Annotated in this window: 15 protein-coding genes; 1 reads left to right on the forward strand and 14 read right to left on the reverse strand. The window is 60.2% G+C overall.

Going from position 1 to position 16944, the window contains the following annotated elements; translation table 11 throughout:
* Positions 1-103 precede the first annotated feature (103 nt).
* The 3 genes from ACZ47E_RS20045 to ACZ47E_RS20055 all read right to left on the reverse strand — a co-directional run bounded on the left by ACZ47E_RS20045 (position 104) and on the right by ACZ47E_RS20055 (position 3740).
* On the reverse strand, positions 104-1609 hold the full coding sequence (locus tag ACZ47E_RS20045) for a sensor domain-containing diguanylate cyclase (RefSeq protein ID WP_004445093.1): 1506 nt from the start codon (positions 1607-1609) through the stop codon (positions 104-106).
* A gap of 170 nt (positions 1610-1779) precedes the next feature.
* Complete coding sequence (locus ACZ47E_RS20050; protein WP_006700368.1) at positions 1780-2604, reverse strand: bifunctional allantoicase/(S)-ureidoglycine aminohydrolase; 825 nt, start codon at positions 2602-2604, stop codon at positions 1780-1782.
* Between the two features lie 89 nt (positions 2605-2693).
* Positions 2694-3740 (reverse strand): class I SAM-dependent methyltransferase, encoded by a 1047-nt coding sequence (locus tag ACZ47E_RS20055; RefSeq protein ID WP_006700367.1) that lies wholly within the window; start codon positions 3738-3740, stop codon positions 2694-2696.
* A 314-nt stretch (positions 3741-4054) separates the two neighbouring features.
* On the opposite strand from ACZ47E_RS20055, the gene ACZ47E_RS20060 reads away from it, so the two are divergent.
* Complete coding sequence (locus tag ACZ47E_RS20060; RefSeq protein ID WP_064263419.1) at positions 4055-6049, forward strand: putative bifunctional diguanylate cyclase/phosphodiesterase; 1995 nt, start codon at positions 4055-4057, stop codon at positions 6047-6049.
* A 26-nt stretch (positions 6050-6075) separates the two neighbouring features.
* Here the strand turns inward: ACZ47E_RS20060 and ACZ47E_RS20065 are convergent, their stop codons facing one another.
* The 11 genes from ACZ47E_RS20065 to ACZ47E_RS20115 all read right to left on the reverse strand — a co-directional run bounded on the left by ACZ47E_RS20065 (position 6076) and on the right by ACZ47E_RS20115 (position 16868).
* A complete protein-coding gene (locus ACZ47E_RS20065) occupies positions 6076-7152 on the reverse strand; it encodes an Ldh family oxidoreductase (protein ID WP_006700206.1) in 1077 nt (358 codons plus the stop codon).
* A gap of 116 nt (positions 7153-7268) precedes the next feature.
* On the reverse strand, positions 7269-8315 hold the full coding sequence (locus tag ACZ47E_RS20070; RefSeq protein WP_004445099.1) for a LacI family DNA-binding transcriptional regulator: 1047 nt from the start codon (positions 8313-8315) through the stop codon (positions 7269-7271).
* Positions 8316-8511: 196 nt separating this feature from the next.
* A complete protein-coding gene (locus tag ACZ47E_RS20075; RefSeq protein ID WP_034496693.1) occupies positions 8512-9297 on the reverse strand; it encodes a TIM barrel protein in 786 nt (261 codons plus the stop codon).
* An 8-nt stretch (positions 9298-9305) separates the two neighbouring features.
* Positions 9306-10316, reverse strand: a complete 1011-nt coding sequence (locus ACZ47E_RS20080; protein ID WP_278067569.1) for a Gfo/Idh/MocA family protein — start codon at positions 10314-10316, stop codon at positions 9306-9308.
* Positions 10317-10326: 10 nt separating this feature from the next.
* On the reverse strand, positions 10327-11223 hold the full coding sequence (locus ACZ47E_RS20085; RefSeq protein WP_278067570.1) for a sugar phosphate isomerase/epimerase family protein: 897 nt from the start codon (positions 11221-11223) through the stop codon (positions 10327-10329).
* 46 nt (positions 11224-11269) lie between these two features.
* A complete protein-coding gene (locus ACZ47E_RS20090) occupies positions 11270-12178 on the reverse strand; it encodes a sugar ABC transporter substrate-binding protein (RefSeq protein ID WP_034496704.1) in 909 nt (302 codons plus the stop codon).
* A 152-nt stretch (positions 12179-12330) separates the two neighbouring features.
* Positions 12331-12513: a hypothetical protein gene (locus tag ACZ47E_RS20095; protein ID WP_155682142.1), complete on the reverse strand. Its 183-nt coding sequence runs from the start codon at positions 12511-12513 to the stop codon at positions 12331-12333.
* 279 nt (positions 12514-12792) lie between these two features.
* Positions 12793-13821, reverse strand: a complete 1029-nt coding sequence (locus ACZ47E_RS20100) for a LacI family DNA-binding transcriptional regulator (protein ID WP_278067571.1) — start codon at positions 13819-13821, stop codon at positions 12793-12795.
* Between the two features lie 431 nt (positions 13822-14252).
* Positions 14253-15458, reverse strand: a complete 1206-nt coding sequence (pcaF, locus tag ACZ47E_RS20105) for a 3-oxoadipyl-CoA thiolase (protein ID WP_278067572.1) — start codon at positions 15456-15458, stop codon at positions 14253-14255.
* Between the two features lie 10 nt (positions 15459-15468).
* Positions 15469-16164 (reverse strand): CoA transferase subunit B, encoded by a 696-nt coding sequence (locus tag ACZ47E_RS20110; protein WP_006700213.1) that lies wholly within the window; start codon positions 16162-16164, stop codon positions 15469-15471.
* Positions 16161-16868 carry a 3-oxoacid CoA-transferase subunit A gene (locus ACZ47E_RS20115; RefSeq protein WP_278067573.1) on the reverse strand — a complete coding sequence of 236 codons (708 nt, stop codon included), beginning with the start codon at positions 16866-16868 and terminating at the stop codon, positions 16161-16163. Before ACZ47E_RS20115 ends, ACZ47E_RS20110 begins: the two co-directional genes overlap by 4 nt.
* Positions 16869-16944 lie beyond the last annotated feature (76 nt).

Below are 16944 nucleotides of genomic sequence, written 5' to 3' on the forward strand. Positions count from 1 at the left end.
CGGAAGGCGCTGGGATCCACGACGGCGTGGGTGCCACCTTGGGCCTTATGGCCGGAAGATCAGAAATAATTGCGCGAGCATGGGTCGATGACCCTTCTTACCCTCAGGACAAACGCTTCAGCGAACTGGCTTCGGGCTGGGGGCCGGCATTGGTCTTGTCGTTGTTGTCGGCAGATCTGTTACGCAGCGCCGCGTAATAGGCATTTTTCTGCTCGTACATATTCATATCGGCGCGGCGCACCAACGATTCCATCGTCTCGCCTGCCTCGCTGGTCGCCACACCCAACGACAGGCTGAGCGGCGCGCTGGAATAGAACTGGTTGTTGATCTTCAGCAGCTCATAAACGGTTTCGACCATGGCGGCGGCCACCTGCTTGTCGGCGCCGGGAAGAAGAATGGCGAATTCGTCGCCGCCGATGCGGGCTGCGTGGTTCGGCGCGGTCACCACGCCGTTCAGCACCTCGCCCATGCGTCGCAACAGGGCGTCGCCGGCATCGTGCCCCAGCTTGTCATTCGCGTCCTTCAGGCCGTTGAGATCGATCACGATCGCCGATACGGGCCGCAACGCGCTGCGCTCCAGCCTGTTCAGCTCGTCGGAATAGAAGGCGCGGTTGTGCAGCTTGGTCAGCACATCGTGCTTGCCGAGATATTCGAGGTAGGCTTCGGCTTTCTTGCGCGCGGTAATATCCGTCAGCGCCACCTGCACCAGAGACCAGTCCCGCTCATACCCGGGAAAAACCGAAAAATGCAAAAGCAGATGCCGCTCGGAACCGTCCAGCGCGTAGTTCACCACCTCGCGGTGATGGCTGAGATTACCGTTCCAGAGTTCCATCAGCTGTTCGCGGAACGGCTTTTCCATCTCGTCGCGGAAAATATCGCCGAGCCGCTGCAGCAGAACCTGCCGGTCCGGCGCACAGAACAGGTCGAGCGTCGCGCGATTGACGTCGATGACGCGGATTTCGCTCATGCATTGCCGTACGAATTCCGGATGCACATCCATGAAGACCCGGAAATCGATGATGCCGCGCTCCCTGACCTCCTCGATCAGGCGCCTTACCCGGCTGAAATCCTCCACCCACAGGGACACAGGCGAATGTTTGAACATGCCCTCGGCATAACGGCGGTTGAGCAGCTCCTTGCGGCGGGCCTCCTCCCGCTCCGTCACATCCTCGGTGGTCAGAAGCAGCCGGTCGAGCGTGTCCTCGTGGCCGGGTATCACCGCGCCGCGCAACTGAATGTCCAGCCGCTTGCCGCCGATCGAATAATTGACAGCATTGCTGGTGAATTCCGTCTTGCCGGCCCAGAGTTCGGAAAGCTCGTTCACATGGCTCTCTAGCATGTCGTCGCGAAAGATGCGGTGCAGATTGTCGACGAGATGGTTCTGGTCGTGGGCCTCGAACAGTTCCAGCGTCCTGGCGTTGACCTGGATGACGCGGATCTTCTGCGAACAGGCCGCCACCCTTGTCAGATCGTCCAGAAGAAACGCCCTGAGATCCTCTACGCCCTCCGCCCGCCAGATATCGAACTGGCGCTTTACCTCGCTGAAATCCTCGATCCACATCGCCACGGGCGCAAGATTGAAGACATTGGCATCGATCGTCTCAGTCATACGGGCAAGTCTTCTCAAGGATAGGTGCAGGCGGATCACCAAACGAAGCGGCGCAGCAATAGCCGCCGCCTACGGGAATTTATTAGGGATATTCGATCCAAAGCAAGCATTTATCGCGCAAACCGCCGGATTGCGCGACAATTCATGGTTTTTTGCAGACCGCAGGCCCGTTACCAGAGCTTCACGTGTCGGTTTACATCCTTATAGAGCAGATAGCGGAATCGGCCCGGCCCGCCCGCATAACACGCCTGCGGGCAATAGGCGCGCAGCCACATGAAGTCGCCGGCCTGCACCTCCACCCAGTCCTCGTTCAGCCGGTACACGGCCTTGCCTTCGAGAACATAAAGGCCGTGTTCCATGACATGGGTTTCCATGAAGGGAATGGTTGCGCCCGGCTCGAAGGTGACGATGTTGAGATGCATGTCGTAACGCACGTCATCAGGATCGATGAAACGGGTCGTCGCCCATTTGCCGTCGGTGTCCGGCATTGCCGAAAGGGCGGTCTCGTCTTCATGCGTGAAGATCGCCGGCGGCGGCTCCAGCCCGTCCACGGCCTGAAACGCCTTCCGCACCCAGTGGAATTTGACCGGCGCCTTGCCCGAATTACGGATCTGCCAGCGGCTGCCGGCCGGAAGGAAAGCGAAGGAGCCCTCCCGCAGCTCATGCCGGGCGCCCTCGAATTCCACGGTCATCTCGCCATCGACGACGAAGATCGCCGCCTGCGCCCGTGCGTCCGGCTCCGGACGGTCGCTGCCGCCGCCGGGCTGCACTTCAACGATGTATTGCGCGAAAGTCTCGGAAAAGCCGGTCATCGGCCGGGCGATGATCCAGGCACGCGTGCCGGTCCAGTGGGGCAGCACGCTTGTCACGATATCGGACATCACGGTCTTGGGGATGACAGCATAGGCGGTCTTGAATACAGCCTTGCTCGACAGGAGTTCCGTCTGCCCGGGCAGACCGCCCATATCCGAATAATATCTCTTCATTTCAGCCATTCCATTCTGCAATGCATTCGGCGCGGATTCTTAGGCCCGCGACGAGGTTTAAGCAAATGGTTATTGGCAGGAAGACGGGTCGAAGGATGTCATGCCTTCTTACGCATCGTCGCGTAGACTATATTGTGGTTCTCGCCAAAGAACACCTCAGCCTCGATGCTGTCCGGATCGGCGCTGGCATTGACGATCCGCCACATATCCGCCTTCGAGCGCAACAGCAGCGCCCAGTTCATGAAGGTTTCCATGTAGCCGTCCACAACGATGTCCTCGGAGAAGTTGGCGAAAAGGAACATGCCGCCGGGTTTCAGCATCTCCATGCAGCGCCGCGTGAGTTTGATCGCCACGCGGTCGTTCAGGTAGTCGTATAGACCGGCTGCGTATATCAGATCGAAAGTGCCGAGCTCCTGCGTGCGCAGGACGATATCGCGCACCGAGCCGTCGATCGCCTCGATGCAGGTGCCGGCGAAATCGCGGGCAACGGAACCGACGCTCAAGGGGTCCTGATCGAGTGCCACCCAGCGCCGCAGCCTGCCCTCCTTCAGCGCCGCGGAAGCGTCCGCCTCGCGCAGATGTCCGGACGCTATGGTGAGGATTTCGGTATCTTCACCGTGCCGGGCCGCCGCTTCGTCGACAAAGCGCGTCAGCAGATCCCGTCGCTCGCGCACCGCCACGGAAGAACTGGCGTCCTTCGTATAGTCGTAAAGATCACGCCCCAGCGGCGTCGCATTCTTCACCAGACCGGCAACGCTTTCGTGGCCATAGATAAAATCCAGCAATTGCGCATCGCCGGAATAACCCCGCGGCTTGTCGAACGACCAGCGCGTGAACGGATCCTGCAGAAAACGCTCCGACACGGGGTGATTCTGTATGATGGGGATCAGTTCAGCCCACACGCTTGAGTGGAGTTTTTCTCGCAACCCATGCAGCGCCCCCGCCGTTCGATGTATTATGTCATGTGCTGAAATACCATTATCGAACTGCTGCTGTGCCAATTCGAGAATGATGGCAATTTCTGCTTTTGCAACTGCGAACTGCTCATCGAACGTTTTCGTTTTGCGTGCAAAAATCTCTTTTGCGACAGTATCCGGGGTGATCAGACTTGCCCCATCCAGATTTTTCTTCTTTACCCGCACCACTTCAGCCTCCAGTGTTAACACATTGTTAACTATACGTTTCTGGGACACCGAAGGCCACTCGATTTCGATTTTTGCGCGGTGTAGGGATAGATTAGTAAATTAGCGTATTTTTTTGGTCACACTCTCGGGTGGCGGCTGGGAGGATAGGCGGTTTAGTGAAACTTAATGTTGCGAACGTATGATGCGTTCTTCCTTTCCATGGTCTCAATCCGCTTTGGCAGAGATCGACAGGAACCCGAACTGGGTGCGACAGCACACGGAAAAGTGGAATAAGCAGTTACTTAATAAGTATACGCAACACTATGGGAAAGTGCATGAAGCACACATTGGGAGAGGTGAGTGGACAGCAAGACTATCGGCGGCCGGACTCCCGGTTTTCTGATGAACTTCTTGCCCTTTACCAGCAGGAAGGCGAACGCAGCCGCCGGGGTTCTATCCGTCGGGGCCTGTGGACGGCTGTCTTCATTTATCTTCTGTTTGCCGCTTCAGACATCGTTCTGATACCCGACGTCGCGTTTTACACCATTGTCGCACGTTTCGCGGTCGCCGTATCAGCGCTGCTGACACTGGAAATCCAGCTACGCCGGGGAGCCAGCACCGCAGCGCTCGACCTCACCTGTGCGACCGCCCTCGTCATGGGTTATATCGGCTGGCTATTGCCATCGCTGCTGACCGACAATATCGAAAACATGTCCTATTACATGGTTTTCGGGGCGATCTTCATGATGGGCGCCAATCTGTTTTTCACTTTCAGATTCCATCTGTCGCTGGTGTCATCGGGCATCATTCTCGTCACCTATTTTCTGGCGGCGACGCAGTTTCCTGAAGACGCTTTCTACAAATTCGCTTTCGGCACCTTCTATATCTCCTGCTTCGTCTTCACGTCTTATGTGAACTGGAACCTGAACAGGGAACGCTACCATGTCTTCGTCAACGGGCTGGAAGCGAAGGCCCAGCAGAAGGCGGCGGATGAGCGTGGCCAGGCGCTGCTGCGTCTTTCCAACACCGATTCCCTGACCGGGCTGCAGAACCGCCGCGCCATCGATCACCATCTGCGCCTGTTGTGGGATAACTGGATGAAGAAGGAAGAAGGTTTTTCCGTATTCCTGATCGATGTCGATTTCTTCAAGAAATACAACGACCGTTATGGCCACCAGGAAGGCGACAAGTGTCTCGTGACCGTGGGCAATGCCTTGCAGGATGCAATCATCCAGCACGGCGCCTCGATCGGCCGTTATGGCGGCGAAGAATTCATCGTGCTGGCGCCATTCAAGTCGAAACAGCAGGTTGGCGAGCTCGCCGAAACGATCCGCCATACCGTGGAAAGCCTGTCCCTCGCACATGACCAGCGCCGCGACGGCACCTTCATCGTCACTGTCAGCATCGGCGCCTCCTTCACCCGCCCCAATCCGGACGGCAAGCTGGAGAAGATCATCAACGAGGCCGATCGCGCGCTTTACATCGCCAAGGGCAATGGCCGCAATTGCATGAAGCTGTTCGATCCCGACGATCCGCAGACCAGCGACGAAACGGAAAACATCGCCGCCCTTCTGAAGATCGCAGTTGCGGAGAACCTTGTTTCCCTTGTCTACCAGCCGATCTTGAACATCTCGACCAATGAAACGACAGGCGTCGAGGCGCTGATGCGACTTCGGCTGCTGGATGGCAATTCCGTCGCCCCCAGCATCTTCATCCCGATCGCCGAGCGTACCGGCACGATCATGGAACTGGGCCTGTGGACCATCAAGACGGTCTGCAAGCACATATTGGCCGATGACAGGGTTGATGTCGTCAGCGTCAATGTGTCACCCATGCAATTGAAGAACCCTGGGTTCGCCACGTCCGTCGCGGCCATTCTCGTGGAAGCCGGTATTGCCGGCAACAGGCTCGCCTTCGAAATCACCGAAGGCCTGGACATGGAAATGCATTCGGATGTGCTGCGTTGCCTGAACGACCTGAAGACGCTTGGCATCAAAATCTGGCTGGATGATTTCGGAACGGGTTTCGCCGGCCTGTCATGGCTGCGCATGACGGATTTCGATACCGTCAAGATTGATCGTTCCTTCCTGCATGACAGCAAGACCCCACGCGGACGGGCGATGCTGCAGGACATGATCCGCCTCATTCGCAATCGCGGCCATAAAATTTTGATCGAAGGCGTGGAAACCGAGGAACAGCTGAGGCTCGTGCGCCAGATGGAAATCGATTACGCGCAGGGCTATTACATCGGCCGTCCGGTCGTGGCGGAAAGGCTGGGACCCGCAAAAGCACCCTATCCGCGCCCCAGCATGCTTCTTCGCCCCGCCTGAGCGGGCGCTGCGACAATCGTGGAAGCTTAGTGATAAGCGGGCGGGCTGACCGAAAACCTTGCCGCCATTTCCGAAAAGGCCGCGCGTGTGACCGGATCGACCGGCGCCCCTTCCCTTTCCCGCTTCGCCGCCACCGCCCATTCGCGATCGCCAGGCGCCATGACCTTGCAATCCTCGCGAACGGGGGACCCCCGCAGCACTTCGAGATAGCGCTTCATGCCCTCGTCAAACGCGTCGCGCTCAAGGAAGGCTTCCGGTTTCAGCGCCAGAACGAAGGCACCAAGCCCGCGCGGCGTGGAGAAATCCGGCCCGCCCATCGGGGCGATATCGAAGCTCAGCTTCATGCCGGTCAGAACCGCACTGAAAATCTCCACCATTCCCGCCAGCGCCGCACCCTTGAAGCCGAATTCGCCGCCGACGGGGGCAAGCATTTCCGCTGCATTCGGATCCCTTGTATCGACGCCGTCACCATCCGAGGCAACCCCCGCAGGCAATTGCTGCCCGAGGCTACGGTAAAGCAGCACGCGATTATAGGGCACCGCGCTGGTCGCCATGTCCAGCAGCCACGGCAGGTCATCCGCTGCAGGAACGCCGACGGCGATCGGGTTGGTGCCGTGAAAGCGCATGGCGCCATCATGCAGGCGCACGAAACTGTCCGAATTGCAGAAAGCCAGGCCGATATAGCCCTGCCGGGCCGCCTCCAGCGCATAAGCCCCAGCCGGTCCGAAATGCGAGGAATTCCTGATCGCCACCGCGCCGATGCCAAATTTTTCCGCGAGCGCCATGGCGTTTTCCATGGCCGCATAGGTGGCGCGGGCGCCGTGGGCGTTGTCCGCATCCACCGTCTCCACCGCGCCGAAGCCGGAAACGCGGCTGATCTGCGGCCGCGGATTGAGACGCCCGCCTTCAAGTGCGGTGACATAATGAGCGAGCAGGCGCACACCGTGGCTGTCAACGCCAAGCCGCGTACCATGCATCATGGCGCGGGTCGCCGCATCGGCCGTCTCGTCATCCGTACCGGCAGCGAGGAAAACGGCGCGGCAGAACCGATCCAGCTCATCCAGCCTCGCCAGAGCAGGGACGTTTTCATTGCTGTGCGACATGCGGGGAACCCTCCCGATTCCAGAATCCATGCCGCACAGGCTATTCATGGGATAGGTTTTTGCAATCGAATATCACGTGGAAAACGTCGATCGACGCGGCGGCGGCGGAAAGCGGCCTATTTGCGCGGCGGGGCGATACTGCCCCTCAGCACCAGCCGGCAACCGAGTTCCAGCCGGTGCGCCGGCCGGGTGGGATCGGCCGCCACCAGCCGCTGCTCCAGCAGCGATAGCGCCGCCCCGCCCAGCCTGTCGGCGGGCAACTGGATGGTGCTGAGAGGCGGTGTGCTGAAGGCAGCTGGCATGATGTCATCGAAACCCAGCACCGAAACATCCTCGGGCACCCGGATGCCGGCCTCCCCCAAGGCCTTCAGACAGCCGAGCGCCAGATTGTCGGCGGCGCAGAAAATCGCGGTGGCGTTTCGCAGCGGTCGCTGCTCGGCAAGCAGACGGCGGATAGCCACCTCCCCCCATTCCGGTTCGTAGCTCTCGACCTCGATAACCATATCGGCCGGAACGGCAAGGCCCGTTGCAAGGAATGCATCGTTATAGCCATCATGACGACGGCGGATCGTCGTGCGGCCCTTCCAGGTCACATGCACAATATTGCGATGCCCAAGCGACAGCAGATGCTCGATGCCGAGGCGAGCGCCGAACCGGTTCTCCGCCGTTACCGTATCGACGATCATGGCCGGATCTTCGCCATTGATCAGCACCACGGGCTTGCCAAGCGCGGAAAGCGCCTCGACCAGCTGCGGCCTGTCGTCATTCAGAACCACGACACCGTCCACATTATCTGTCCTGACGGCTTCGGCAACCGCCACGGGGTCGAGCCGGCTCGTTGCACTGACATAGGGAACGATGCGGATTCCGCGCCGCTCGCATTCGCGGCGGAAGCCGTTCAACATTGTCCAGCTGACCATGTTGAGGTCGCTCTGCGGTGCCGCGTCATTGGTCATGGCCAGCAGGACGACACGCAAGGTGGCGATGGTCGCCTTCTGGCGCCGGTTTTCGAGATAACCAAGCGACCGGGCGGCTTCCAGAACCCGCTCGCGAACCTGCGTGGTGAGCGGTGCCGTGCCGTTGATCGCATGCGAAGCCGTGCTCAGCGAAACATTCGCCTCCCGCGCGACGTCCTTAAGCGTCGTTTTCCTGTCTATTTTCATAAAAGGGAATTCAACCACTCTTCTTCGGACGGCCCTGGCGGAAAGACTCACGCAATCGATCTGAAGAATAACCGCGCCGGTCTGCTGCTCTCTCGTTACCGGAGACTACAGCATCATCCGTAAATGCGGAATTGATTTCTCCGGCTTAGGCGATCGTCCGGTTGCCGCCCGCGCTTCACCGCGGGCGGCAGCGCGGTCATAGCGCGCCGGCGATGTGGTCGATGCTGGCTTTCACGGCAGCGGCCGGGTCCTTCAGGTCATGAACTTCCGTCGCAAAGGGCTCGAAGCTGTAGGGCCCCTTGTAACCGGCGGCCTCCAGCGCCCTGATCTGGGCGATGTTCTCCAGCCGGTCGGCGCCATCCACCAGGACGCGGTGGGCATCCAGCATGTCGGCGACGGAGACGGCGGGGTCGGTGACGCCGGAAATGTGGACGAGACCGGTGCGTTCGGGGAAAAACGCCGTTTCGCCCGCGAGGTGATGGTGGAAGGTATCGTGCACCAGCCTGTAGACATCGCCGCCGCCGGCCACATCAATGGCTCTCACCGCCTCGGTCTTGGTGCGCAGCGAGGAGACCGGGAAGCCGAGCGGTTCGACAAGACCGGTAAGGCCCCTCTCCTCAAGGATCGGCTTCATGGCCTTCAGCGCCGTCACGAGGTCGTCGAAGGAAACCGCCCTGCCGTCATTGAGCGGGCACATGACCAGCGCTTTTGCACCGCTCGCCGCGGCGTAATCGGCCATGGCGACGGCGCGCTGCGGCAGGTCGCCCGACCAGACGTTGAAGGGATAAAGCGCGTTGATGGAGATGATCGTCACGCCGGCCTTGTCGGCCGCCGCCTTCACCTGCGCCGGTGTCACCGTACCGACAATATCCGGCAGGTCGTTGCGGATCTCGACCTCGGTGAGGCCGAGTTCGCGCGCGGTCTGGAAGAAGTCCTCGAGCGAAAGCGCCGGGGCGGTGATGTGGTTGATGGCAAAACGCATGAAAGACCTCACTGATAAAGGGCGGGACGGGTGGGAAGCCTGATTGCGACGGCTGCCCCGTCCGTCTCCTGCGCGGCGACGCAGGCATCGGAGGTGATCGCGGCCACGTAGCCGTCCCAGGAATTGGGGCCCGAGGCTGTTCCCTTCGCCGCCGCATGGATGAAGTCCTGCAATTCGACGTCGTAGCTCGCGATGAAACGATCCTTCCAGTCGGTGAGAATATCGTTCTGCAGCTTGGCGCCGAGCCGTGTCTGTATCGCCATCGGCTCCGGCAGGCTCGCAATGCCGTCCTCGCCGACCACCTGGCACTGTATGTCGTAACCGTAGTGGCAGTTCACGAAGATTTCGACGTCGATGATCGTGCCCCTGGCCGTTTCCAGAATGACGATCTGCGGGTCCCTCAGCTTTGCATGGCTGCGGGCGGCGGCACGTGGAAAGAGAACCCGGGCCGACACATAGTCGTCATCGAGCAGCCAGCGCAGCACGTCGATCTCATGGATCATCGTGTCGTGGATTGCCATGGGCGTCACATACTGCTCCGGAACGGTCGGGTTGCGATGGGCGGCATGGACCATGATCGGGGCGCCGATCATGGTGTCCACGGTCTTTTTCAGCGCCACGTAACCGGCGTCGTAGCGGCGCATGAAACCCACCTGCACCAGCCGTTTGCCAAGCGCCACCTCAGCATCGACGATCCGCTTCGCGCCCTCTGCCGTCGTCGCCAGCGGCTTTTCGCAGAAGCACGGTTTGCCGGCGGCTATGGCCGCCAGCACATATTGCTCATGCGTCGCGCCCCAGGAGGTGACAAGCACGGCATCCACATCAGCTGATGCGATGAGCTCCTCGCCGGTGGCGAAAATGGCGGCATCAGGGGCGATGTCTTTTTTGACCGCTTCGGACGAGGCGCGGTTGACGTCGCTCAGCGCAACGACCTTCGCACCGCCCAGAACCTCATTGATACGTCGGGCGTGATCGCGCCCGATGGCACCGGTGCCGATGACACCAATTTTCACAGTCATCTGAAAAACCTCATTTCCAGTATTTGGCGACATATCGCCGGGTTTCGCTGAGCATGAAACGCGCGCTTTCATCGACACGATCTTCCCAGGCAAAGACGCAGTTCGACAGCACACCGTCGAATTTCATGTCGGCCAGCGTGGCGAAGAATATCTCCCAGTCGATCTCGCCCTGGCCGAAATCCGTGTGCTGGTGCACCCTGACTTTGGCGCCGGGCGGATTGACGATGTAGCGCAGCTGCGACGATTTGGTGTGGTCATAGGTATCGGCAAGGCGCACATGCACCAGATGACCTTCGGTCGCGCGCAGGTTGGCAACCATGTCCGGACCGTAAAAGAAGGTGTGAGGCGCGATGAAGGAGGCCTTTACCGCCTTGGAATTGATGGTCTTGATGATGTCGATGGCCGGCGCGATTTCCTCGATCCAGTCTTCGGGATGCGCCTCCAGCGACAGCACCAGCCCCTCCCGCTCGAGGATCGGCACCAGAACATCCATGGCGCGGAAGAACTGCGCTTCGCAGGTTTCCGGACGGTGCAGGCCGGACCGGTCGTTGAGGCTGCGCTCCGGCGAGCCTCCACGGCCGAATTCCGAAACGAACATCGGGCACTCCATCTCGACCGCAATCTCGATGGCGCGTTTCCAGTTGTCGATCGCTACCTCCCATTCGTCCGGATACGGGCTCGCCCAGCGATACATGGGCTGCAGCGTGGCAAGGCCGACGCCGTGATCCTTCAGGGCCTTTTTGAATTCGGCGACGCGCTCGGGATAGACCTTCGGTCGCGTCCACCAGGACAGAAAATCCGGACGGGGTGAAAGTTCGACATAGTCGTAACCGAGCTCTGCGACCTTGAGGCAGGTCTCGGCCAGCGAAAGATGCCGGAACATGTGGGGATCGAGCGTATGTTTCATGGCTGTTTCCAGTCGGTGGGATAAGGGACGGGGCCGAAGCCCCGGCTCATTTGGCATAGGCGGACATGTTTTCCGGCGTGACGAGTTCGAAGGGCACCCAGAGCGTCTTTTCGGTGCTTTGACCGGCAGCGGCCTTCACCGCCGTCTGAACGGAGACCTCGCCCTGCTTCGTCGCATTCTGGTAGACGGTGATATCGAGATCGCCCGCCTGCATCGCGGCAAGTCCATCGGGTGTCGCGTCAATGCCGGCAATGACGACGTCCTTCATGGATACGCCCGCTGCCTTCAGCGCCTGCACGGCGCCAATCGCCATTTCATCGTTGTTGGCGATGACCGCATCGAACTGTATGCCCGCCGTCAGCCAGGAGGAAACGAGGTCCTGTGCCTGCGTGCGGCTCCAGTTCGCCGTCTGCTTTTCAAGGATTTCGATCTTGCAGTCCGGCTTGGAGAACACCGTTTCCACATCCTTGGTGCGAACCAGCGCCGCATGGTTTTCCAAAGGGCCCATCAGAATGACGGCCTTGCCCTTGCCGCCCATCAGCTTGCAGGCGGCTTCGGCTTCCATGGTGCCTGAATCAAGTTCGTTGGAGCCGACAAATGCCGTGCCGTCAGGCAGCCCGGTTTCCAGCTCAGCCGGCGGATGGTTCACATAGACAAGCGGAATTTTCGCAGCGGATGCGGCCTTGGTTATCGCCGAGGTAGCGTCACCATCGACGGCGTTGACAATGATCGCATCGACGCCATTGGCAATGAAGTTCTGCACCTGATTCAGCTGCTTTGAAGGATCGAGCTGGGCATCCTCGACCAGAAGCTCGATGGTCTTGTCGCGCCCGGCCTCGGCCCTTATGCCGTTGAGCAGGATCGTCAGAAACGGATTGTCGAAAGACGTCATCGAGACTGCAATTCGGGTCTCGGCCAGAGCCGGTGTCGCGAAGATACAGAGTGCCGTCGCCATCAATAGTTTTTTCAAGGTTTCCTCCCGCGGAAATCGCTGCTGATTGCATTGTCCAGTTTTTACCGTGGCCGGTCGTGCCCGGCTGCGGCGCGTCAGGCCCGTCCGGCGGCACTCCCCCGGGGAGCGCAGAAGCCGGCAGGCACGGCCATGGCTCAGTTCCCGGCCTGATGGTTTTTGAGATCGGCCGGCGTTATCAGCTCGAAGGGCACGAAGACCCTCCTGTCTGCCGCATCGTTTCCGGCAGGTTTCAGCGCCATCGAAACTCCGACGGACTGCACCGGCGCGCCCGTCGTCCGCATGGTCGCGAAGGCTGCATTGGCGAAATGTCTTTTCATCTCTTTCCCCTCCAAACCTTGAAAAGAACCGGTCGCACCATCCCGCTCGAATGACGCCGTCACGGCTTTCCGGAAAAAGCTGCCCCCGCGCCGCGAAGGAATATCGGCAGCGTCAAGCAACCCCGACGTAATCTCATGCTGTGAAGGTCGGCCTCCTGTCCGCTCCACAGGCAGGCAAGATTTCCTAGTCCGGTCATCACGTCAACGCGTCAGCAGCAGGCAAAACCATCAAGCATGATAGAAACGGGCGGGCGCGATATGATGCAATCTATCAAACCATCAAAGGCTTTCAGGAACCCAGAGATGGGCAGGAAGGAAACGCTGTCCCGGCGTCTCCGCCATGCCATGTTCGATAGTGTGAACCATTGTTGCGATGAGATCGGCGCACAATTCGCGTAGCGGGGTCTGGAACACGCCGCTGATGCTGCCTTCCAGCAGTGCCTGGCGGGACACGGGGGTCAGTTCGTTGACAAGGCAGACAATGGGTTCCTGCCGCTTTTCGTGTTGAAGTGCCTCGATCACCCCTTCCATGCCGCCGCCCACGCAATAGATGCCGACGAGATCCCTGTGCTTGGCGATAGAGTCCATCACGAGCTCATAGGTTACGCGTCGCGTTTCCAGCGTGATCAGGGCATCCATAACCTCAAATTCCGGCGCATATTCACGCATGTAGCTGCGAAAGCCGGTTTCGCGCAGCGAATGACCATGAAACCGGTGACCGCCAAGCAGCAGAAGCACCTTGCCCTTGCTGCGCGCCAGTCGTGAGATCATCCACGCCGCTGTGCGTCCCACCTTCATGCTGTTGACACCGAGATAAGCTTCCCGCACGCCCTGGGCAAAATCGGAAAGCAGCGAGAATGTCGGAATGCCCTTGATCTTCAATGCCTCGACGGCGGCCGTGACATCGTGGTGGTCCGGCCCGGTAGCGGCCACCGCCTGTACCCGGCCCTTCATGCCTATAAGCAGCGCCGCAAGCTCCGCCGGCTCACCGGATTGCGCAAATTCGATGCGCAGATTGACGTGGCGATCCCGGATGTTGCGCGCCGCAAGCTCCAGCTCATCGGCAAAGGTCTGATAAAAGGCGTGCCGCTCCTTGCGCAGAATGATGCCAAGGCCATAGGACGGCATATCCGCCAGCATACGCTGACGAATGATGTTGGTGGCATGAAAGCCGATCTTCTCCGCGGCCTCGAACACACGCCGCGAGGTTTCCTCCCGCACCGGCAGGCGGCCGTTCAGCACCCGGTCGACCGTGGCGACGCTGACGCCGGCGGCCTTTGCAACATCGGTAATGGTCGGACGTTTCATGCGGGTGCCCCGTAGACGGAAAGATTCGTGTCATATCTCGCAAAACATGTCACGGATTATGATGGAATCCAACATGTGCAGAGGGATAAGAGCGTGGAGTACTTTATCAGGGAATAATCGACCGGGGCCTGCATCGTAGGGCCGGCTTGCTTGGCCCAGCACGCCTCCTCCCCTCATCTCTGTGCTTGTCACAGAGACTCAGCCAGCCCAAGTCTTTGGGCTGAGGGATTGTTTTGCCGCGCAGACGCGTATCGGCTGGATTCCTGTGACAAGCACAGGAATGAGGGGGCTGGGATGTGTCAGAGCGAAAAAATCACCTGCCGAGTAACCTGAATGGCCACTGTCACACCAAGGAAGATGCGGCAGCGGGCATTCGTACCGGTTTACGGCGGCATTAGCACCGTTATCACGATACTGAAGCCGCTATCCCGTCAGACCCGCTCCAGCGCGACGGCGATACCCTGCCCGACGCCGATACACATGGTGGCGAGCGCCAGCCGCTTGCCCTTCAAGGAAAGTTCGAGCGCCGCCGTGCCGGCGATCCGAGCACCGGACATGCCGAGCGGATGGCCGAGCGCGATGGCACCGCCATTCGCATTTACCCGCGCATCGTCATCGGCAATGCCGAGCTGGCGCAGCGTCGCGAGGCCCTGGCTCGCGAAAGCCTCGTTCAGCTCGATCACATCGAGCTCTTCCTGCTTCAGCCCGAGCCGCGCCAGAAGTTTGGCGGAGGCCGGAGCCGGGCCGATGCCCATCACGCGCGGCGGCACGCCGGCAGCGGCGCCACCGAGGATACGGGCGATGGGAGTGAGGCCATATTTCTTCGCAGCCTCGGCTGACGCGATGATAAGCGCGGCAGCGCCATCATTGACGCCAGACGCATTGCCCGCCGTTACCGTAGCGCCCTCGCGCTTGTTCACCGGCTTCAGCTTAGCCAGTGCTTCGAGGCTTGTGGCCCGCGGATGTTCGTCCTTCGAGACGACAAGTGGATCGCCCTTGCGCTGGGGGATCGTTACCGAAACGATCTCCCTGTCGAGACGGCCATTGGCCTGCGCATCCGCCGCCTTCTGCTGACTGCGTACGGCGAAGGCATCCTGATCCTCGCGCGAGACCTGATAATCGACCGCGACATTGTCACCGGTTTCCGGCATGGAATCGACGCCATATTGCGCCTTCATCAGCGGGTTGACGAAACGCCAGCCGATGGTGGTGTCGTAGATTTCGGCATTGCGCGAAAAAGCGCTCTCCGCCTTGGGCAGAACGAAGGGCGCTCGGCTCATGCTTTCGACACCGCCGGCAATCATCAACTCCGCCTCGCCCGATTTGACGGCCCGGGCGGCAGCAATGACGGCATCCATGCCGGAGCCGCACAAACGATTGATGGTCGTTCCGGTTACCGACACCGGCAGGCCGGCGAGCAGCAACGACATGCGCGCCACGTTGCGGTTATCCTCACCCGCCTGATTGGCGCAGCCGAAGATCACATCCTCGACGGCTTCCCAGTCGATGGAAGGATTGCGTTCCATCAGCGCCTTCAGCGGCACCGCGCCGAGGTCATCCGCCCTCACGGAAGAAAGCGCACCGCCGAAACGGCCAATGGGCGTGCGGATGTAATCGCAGATATAGGCTTCGGTCATCGGTGTTTCCTCAAAGTTCCGGTGCAACGAGATCAGCAACCGTGCCATCCACATGAAGCGGCGCGCCGGTCATGGCCTGTAGCTCTTCAAACGTCATTGCCGGCAGTTTTTCACGCAGCACGAAGCGGCCATCAACCACGTCAATCACCGCGTGGCTGGTATAGATGCGGGTGATGCAGCCGACGCCGGTCAGCGGGAAGGCGCATTTCTCAACCAGCTTTGGCTCGCCATTCTTGGTCACATGTTCGGTGATGACGAAGACCTGCTTGGCGCCATGAACAAGATCCATGGCCCCACCGACGGCTGGCACACCCTTGGAGCCGACGCGCCAATTGGCGAGATCGCCATTCTGGGCCACCTGATAGGCCCCGAGAATCGCCACATCCAGATGTCCGCCACGCACCATGGCGAAGCTGTCGGCATGGTGGAAGAAGGCGGCGCCCGGTTTCAGCGTCACGGCTTTCTTGCCGGCATTGATGAGGTTCCAGTCCTCCTCGCCTTCCGGCGGCGCTTCGCCGAAATTCAGGATGCCATTTTCGGTATGGAAGATCGCTTGACGGCCGGGTGGCTGATAGCGCGCCACCATTTCCGGAAAGCCGATGCCGAGATTGACGTAGGCGCCATCCTCGATGTCCTGCGCCGCGCGCCATGCGATCTGGGCGTTGGAAAGCTTGATGTCTTCGCGGGTGTCGATGGTCGTGGTCATGCGTAGGCTACTCCCGCGCGAATGAGGACTTCTTCCTGTTGCGGATCGGGAATTTCCACGACGCCGTTCACGAAAATACCCGGCGTCACGACATGCTCCGGATCGATCTCGCCGGCGGCGACGATCTTCGAGACCTGCGCAATGGTGGTTTTCGCGGCCATGCACATCAGCGGATTAAAATTGCGCCCGGCCTTGTTGTAGGTGAGGTTGCCATACGTATCGCCAAGCTCGGCCTTGACGATGGCAAAATCGGCCTTCAGCCAGCGCTCCTGCACATAGGAGCGGCCGTCGAATTCCCCGATCACCTTGCCTTCTGCCAGTTCCGTGCCGAAACCTGTCGGGGTGTAGAAGGCCGGAATACCGGAACCGCCAGCGCGAATGCGCTCGGCAAGCGTGCCCTGCGGCACCAGCTCCAGTTCGATTTCGCCGGCCAGATAGCGATCGGTGAAGGCGCGCGGATCCGAAGAGCGCGGGAAGGAGCAGATCATCTTCTTGACCATGCCCGCATCGATCATCGCGGCGATGCCGATGCGGCCATTGCCGGCGTTGTTGTTGATGACGGTAAGGTCCTTCGGTCCCTTGTCGATCAGTGCGTGGATCAGCTCGATCGGCGCGCCGGAGCCGCCAAAACCGCCGATCATGATCGTCGCACCATCGCCGATGCCAGCAAGCGCCTCTTCCGCGCTCTTGATTGTCTTGTCCATTCTCAAAACCTCCATCCAGCCGAGCGGATGGACCGGCAGGGCTGCTTGGCCATGAGGTAAAGCTGAAATTGCCTCG

It is taken from the genome of Agrobacterium sp. 5Ca39, from assembly GCF_055382365.1.

Coding starts and splice junctions, on each gene's coding strand:
- ACZ47E_RS20045 (WP_004445093.1), bottom strand. CDS start 1,609: ATGACTGAGACGATCGATGCCAATGTCTTCAATCTTGCGCCCGTGGCG.
- ACZ47E_RS20050 (WP_006700368.1), bottom strand. CDS start 2,604: ATGGCTGAAATGAAGAGATATTATTCGGATATGGGCGGTCTGCCCGGG.
- ACZ47E_RS20060 (WP_064263419.1), top strand. CDS start 4,055: ATGAAGCACACATTGGGAGAGGTGAGTGGACAGCAAGACTATCGGCGG.
- ACZ47E_RS20065 (WP_006700206.1), bottom strand. CDS start 7,152: ATGTCGCACAGCAATGAAAACGTCCCTGCTCTGGCGAGGCTGGATGAG.
- ACZ47E_RS20070 (WP_004445099.1), bottom strand. CDS start 8,315: ATGAAAATAGACAGGAAAACGACGCTTAAGGACGTCGCGCGGGAGGCG.
- ACZ47E_RS20075 (WP_034496693.1), bottom strand. CDS start 9,297: ATGCGTTTTGCCATCAACCACATCACCGCCCCGGCGCTTTCGCTCGAG.
- ACZ47E_RS20080 (WP_278067569.1), bottom strand. CDS start 10,316: ATGACTGTGAAAATTGGTGTCATCGGCACCGGTGCCATCGGGCGCGAT.
- ACZ47E_RS20085 (WP_278067570.1), bottom strand. CDS start 11,223: ATGAAACATACGCTCGATCCCCACATGTTCCGGCATCTTTCGCTGGCC.
- ACZ47E_RS20090 (WP_034496704.1), bottom strand. CDS start 12,178: ATGGCGACGGCACTCTGTATCTTCGCGACACCGGCTCTGGCCGAGACC.
- ACZ47E_RS20095 (WP_155682142.1), bottom strand. CDS start 12,513: ATGAAAAGACATTTCGCCAATGCAGCCTTCGCGACCATGCGGACGACG.
- ACZ47E_RS20100 (WP_278067571.1), bottom strand. CDS start 13,821: ATGAAACGTCCGACCATTACCGATGTTGCAAAGGCCGCCGGCGTCAGC.
- pcaF (WP_278067572.1), bottom strand. CDS start 15,458: ATGACCGAAGCCTATATCTGCGATTACATCCGCACGCCCATTGGCCGT.
- ACZ47E_RS20110 (WP_006700213.1), bottom strand. CDS start 16,164: ATGACCACGACCATCGACACCCGCGAAGACATCAAGCTTTCCAACGCC.
- ACZ47E_RS20115 (WP_278067573.1), bottom strand. CDS start 16,868: ATGGACAAGACAATCAAGAGCGCGGAAGAGGCGCTTGCTGGCATCGGC.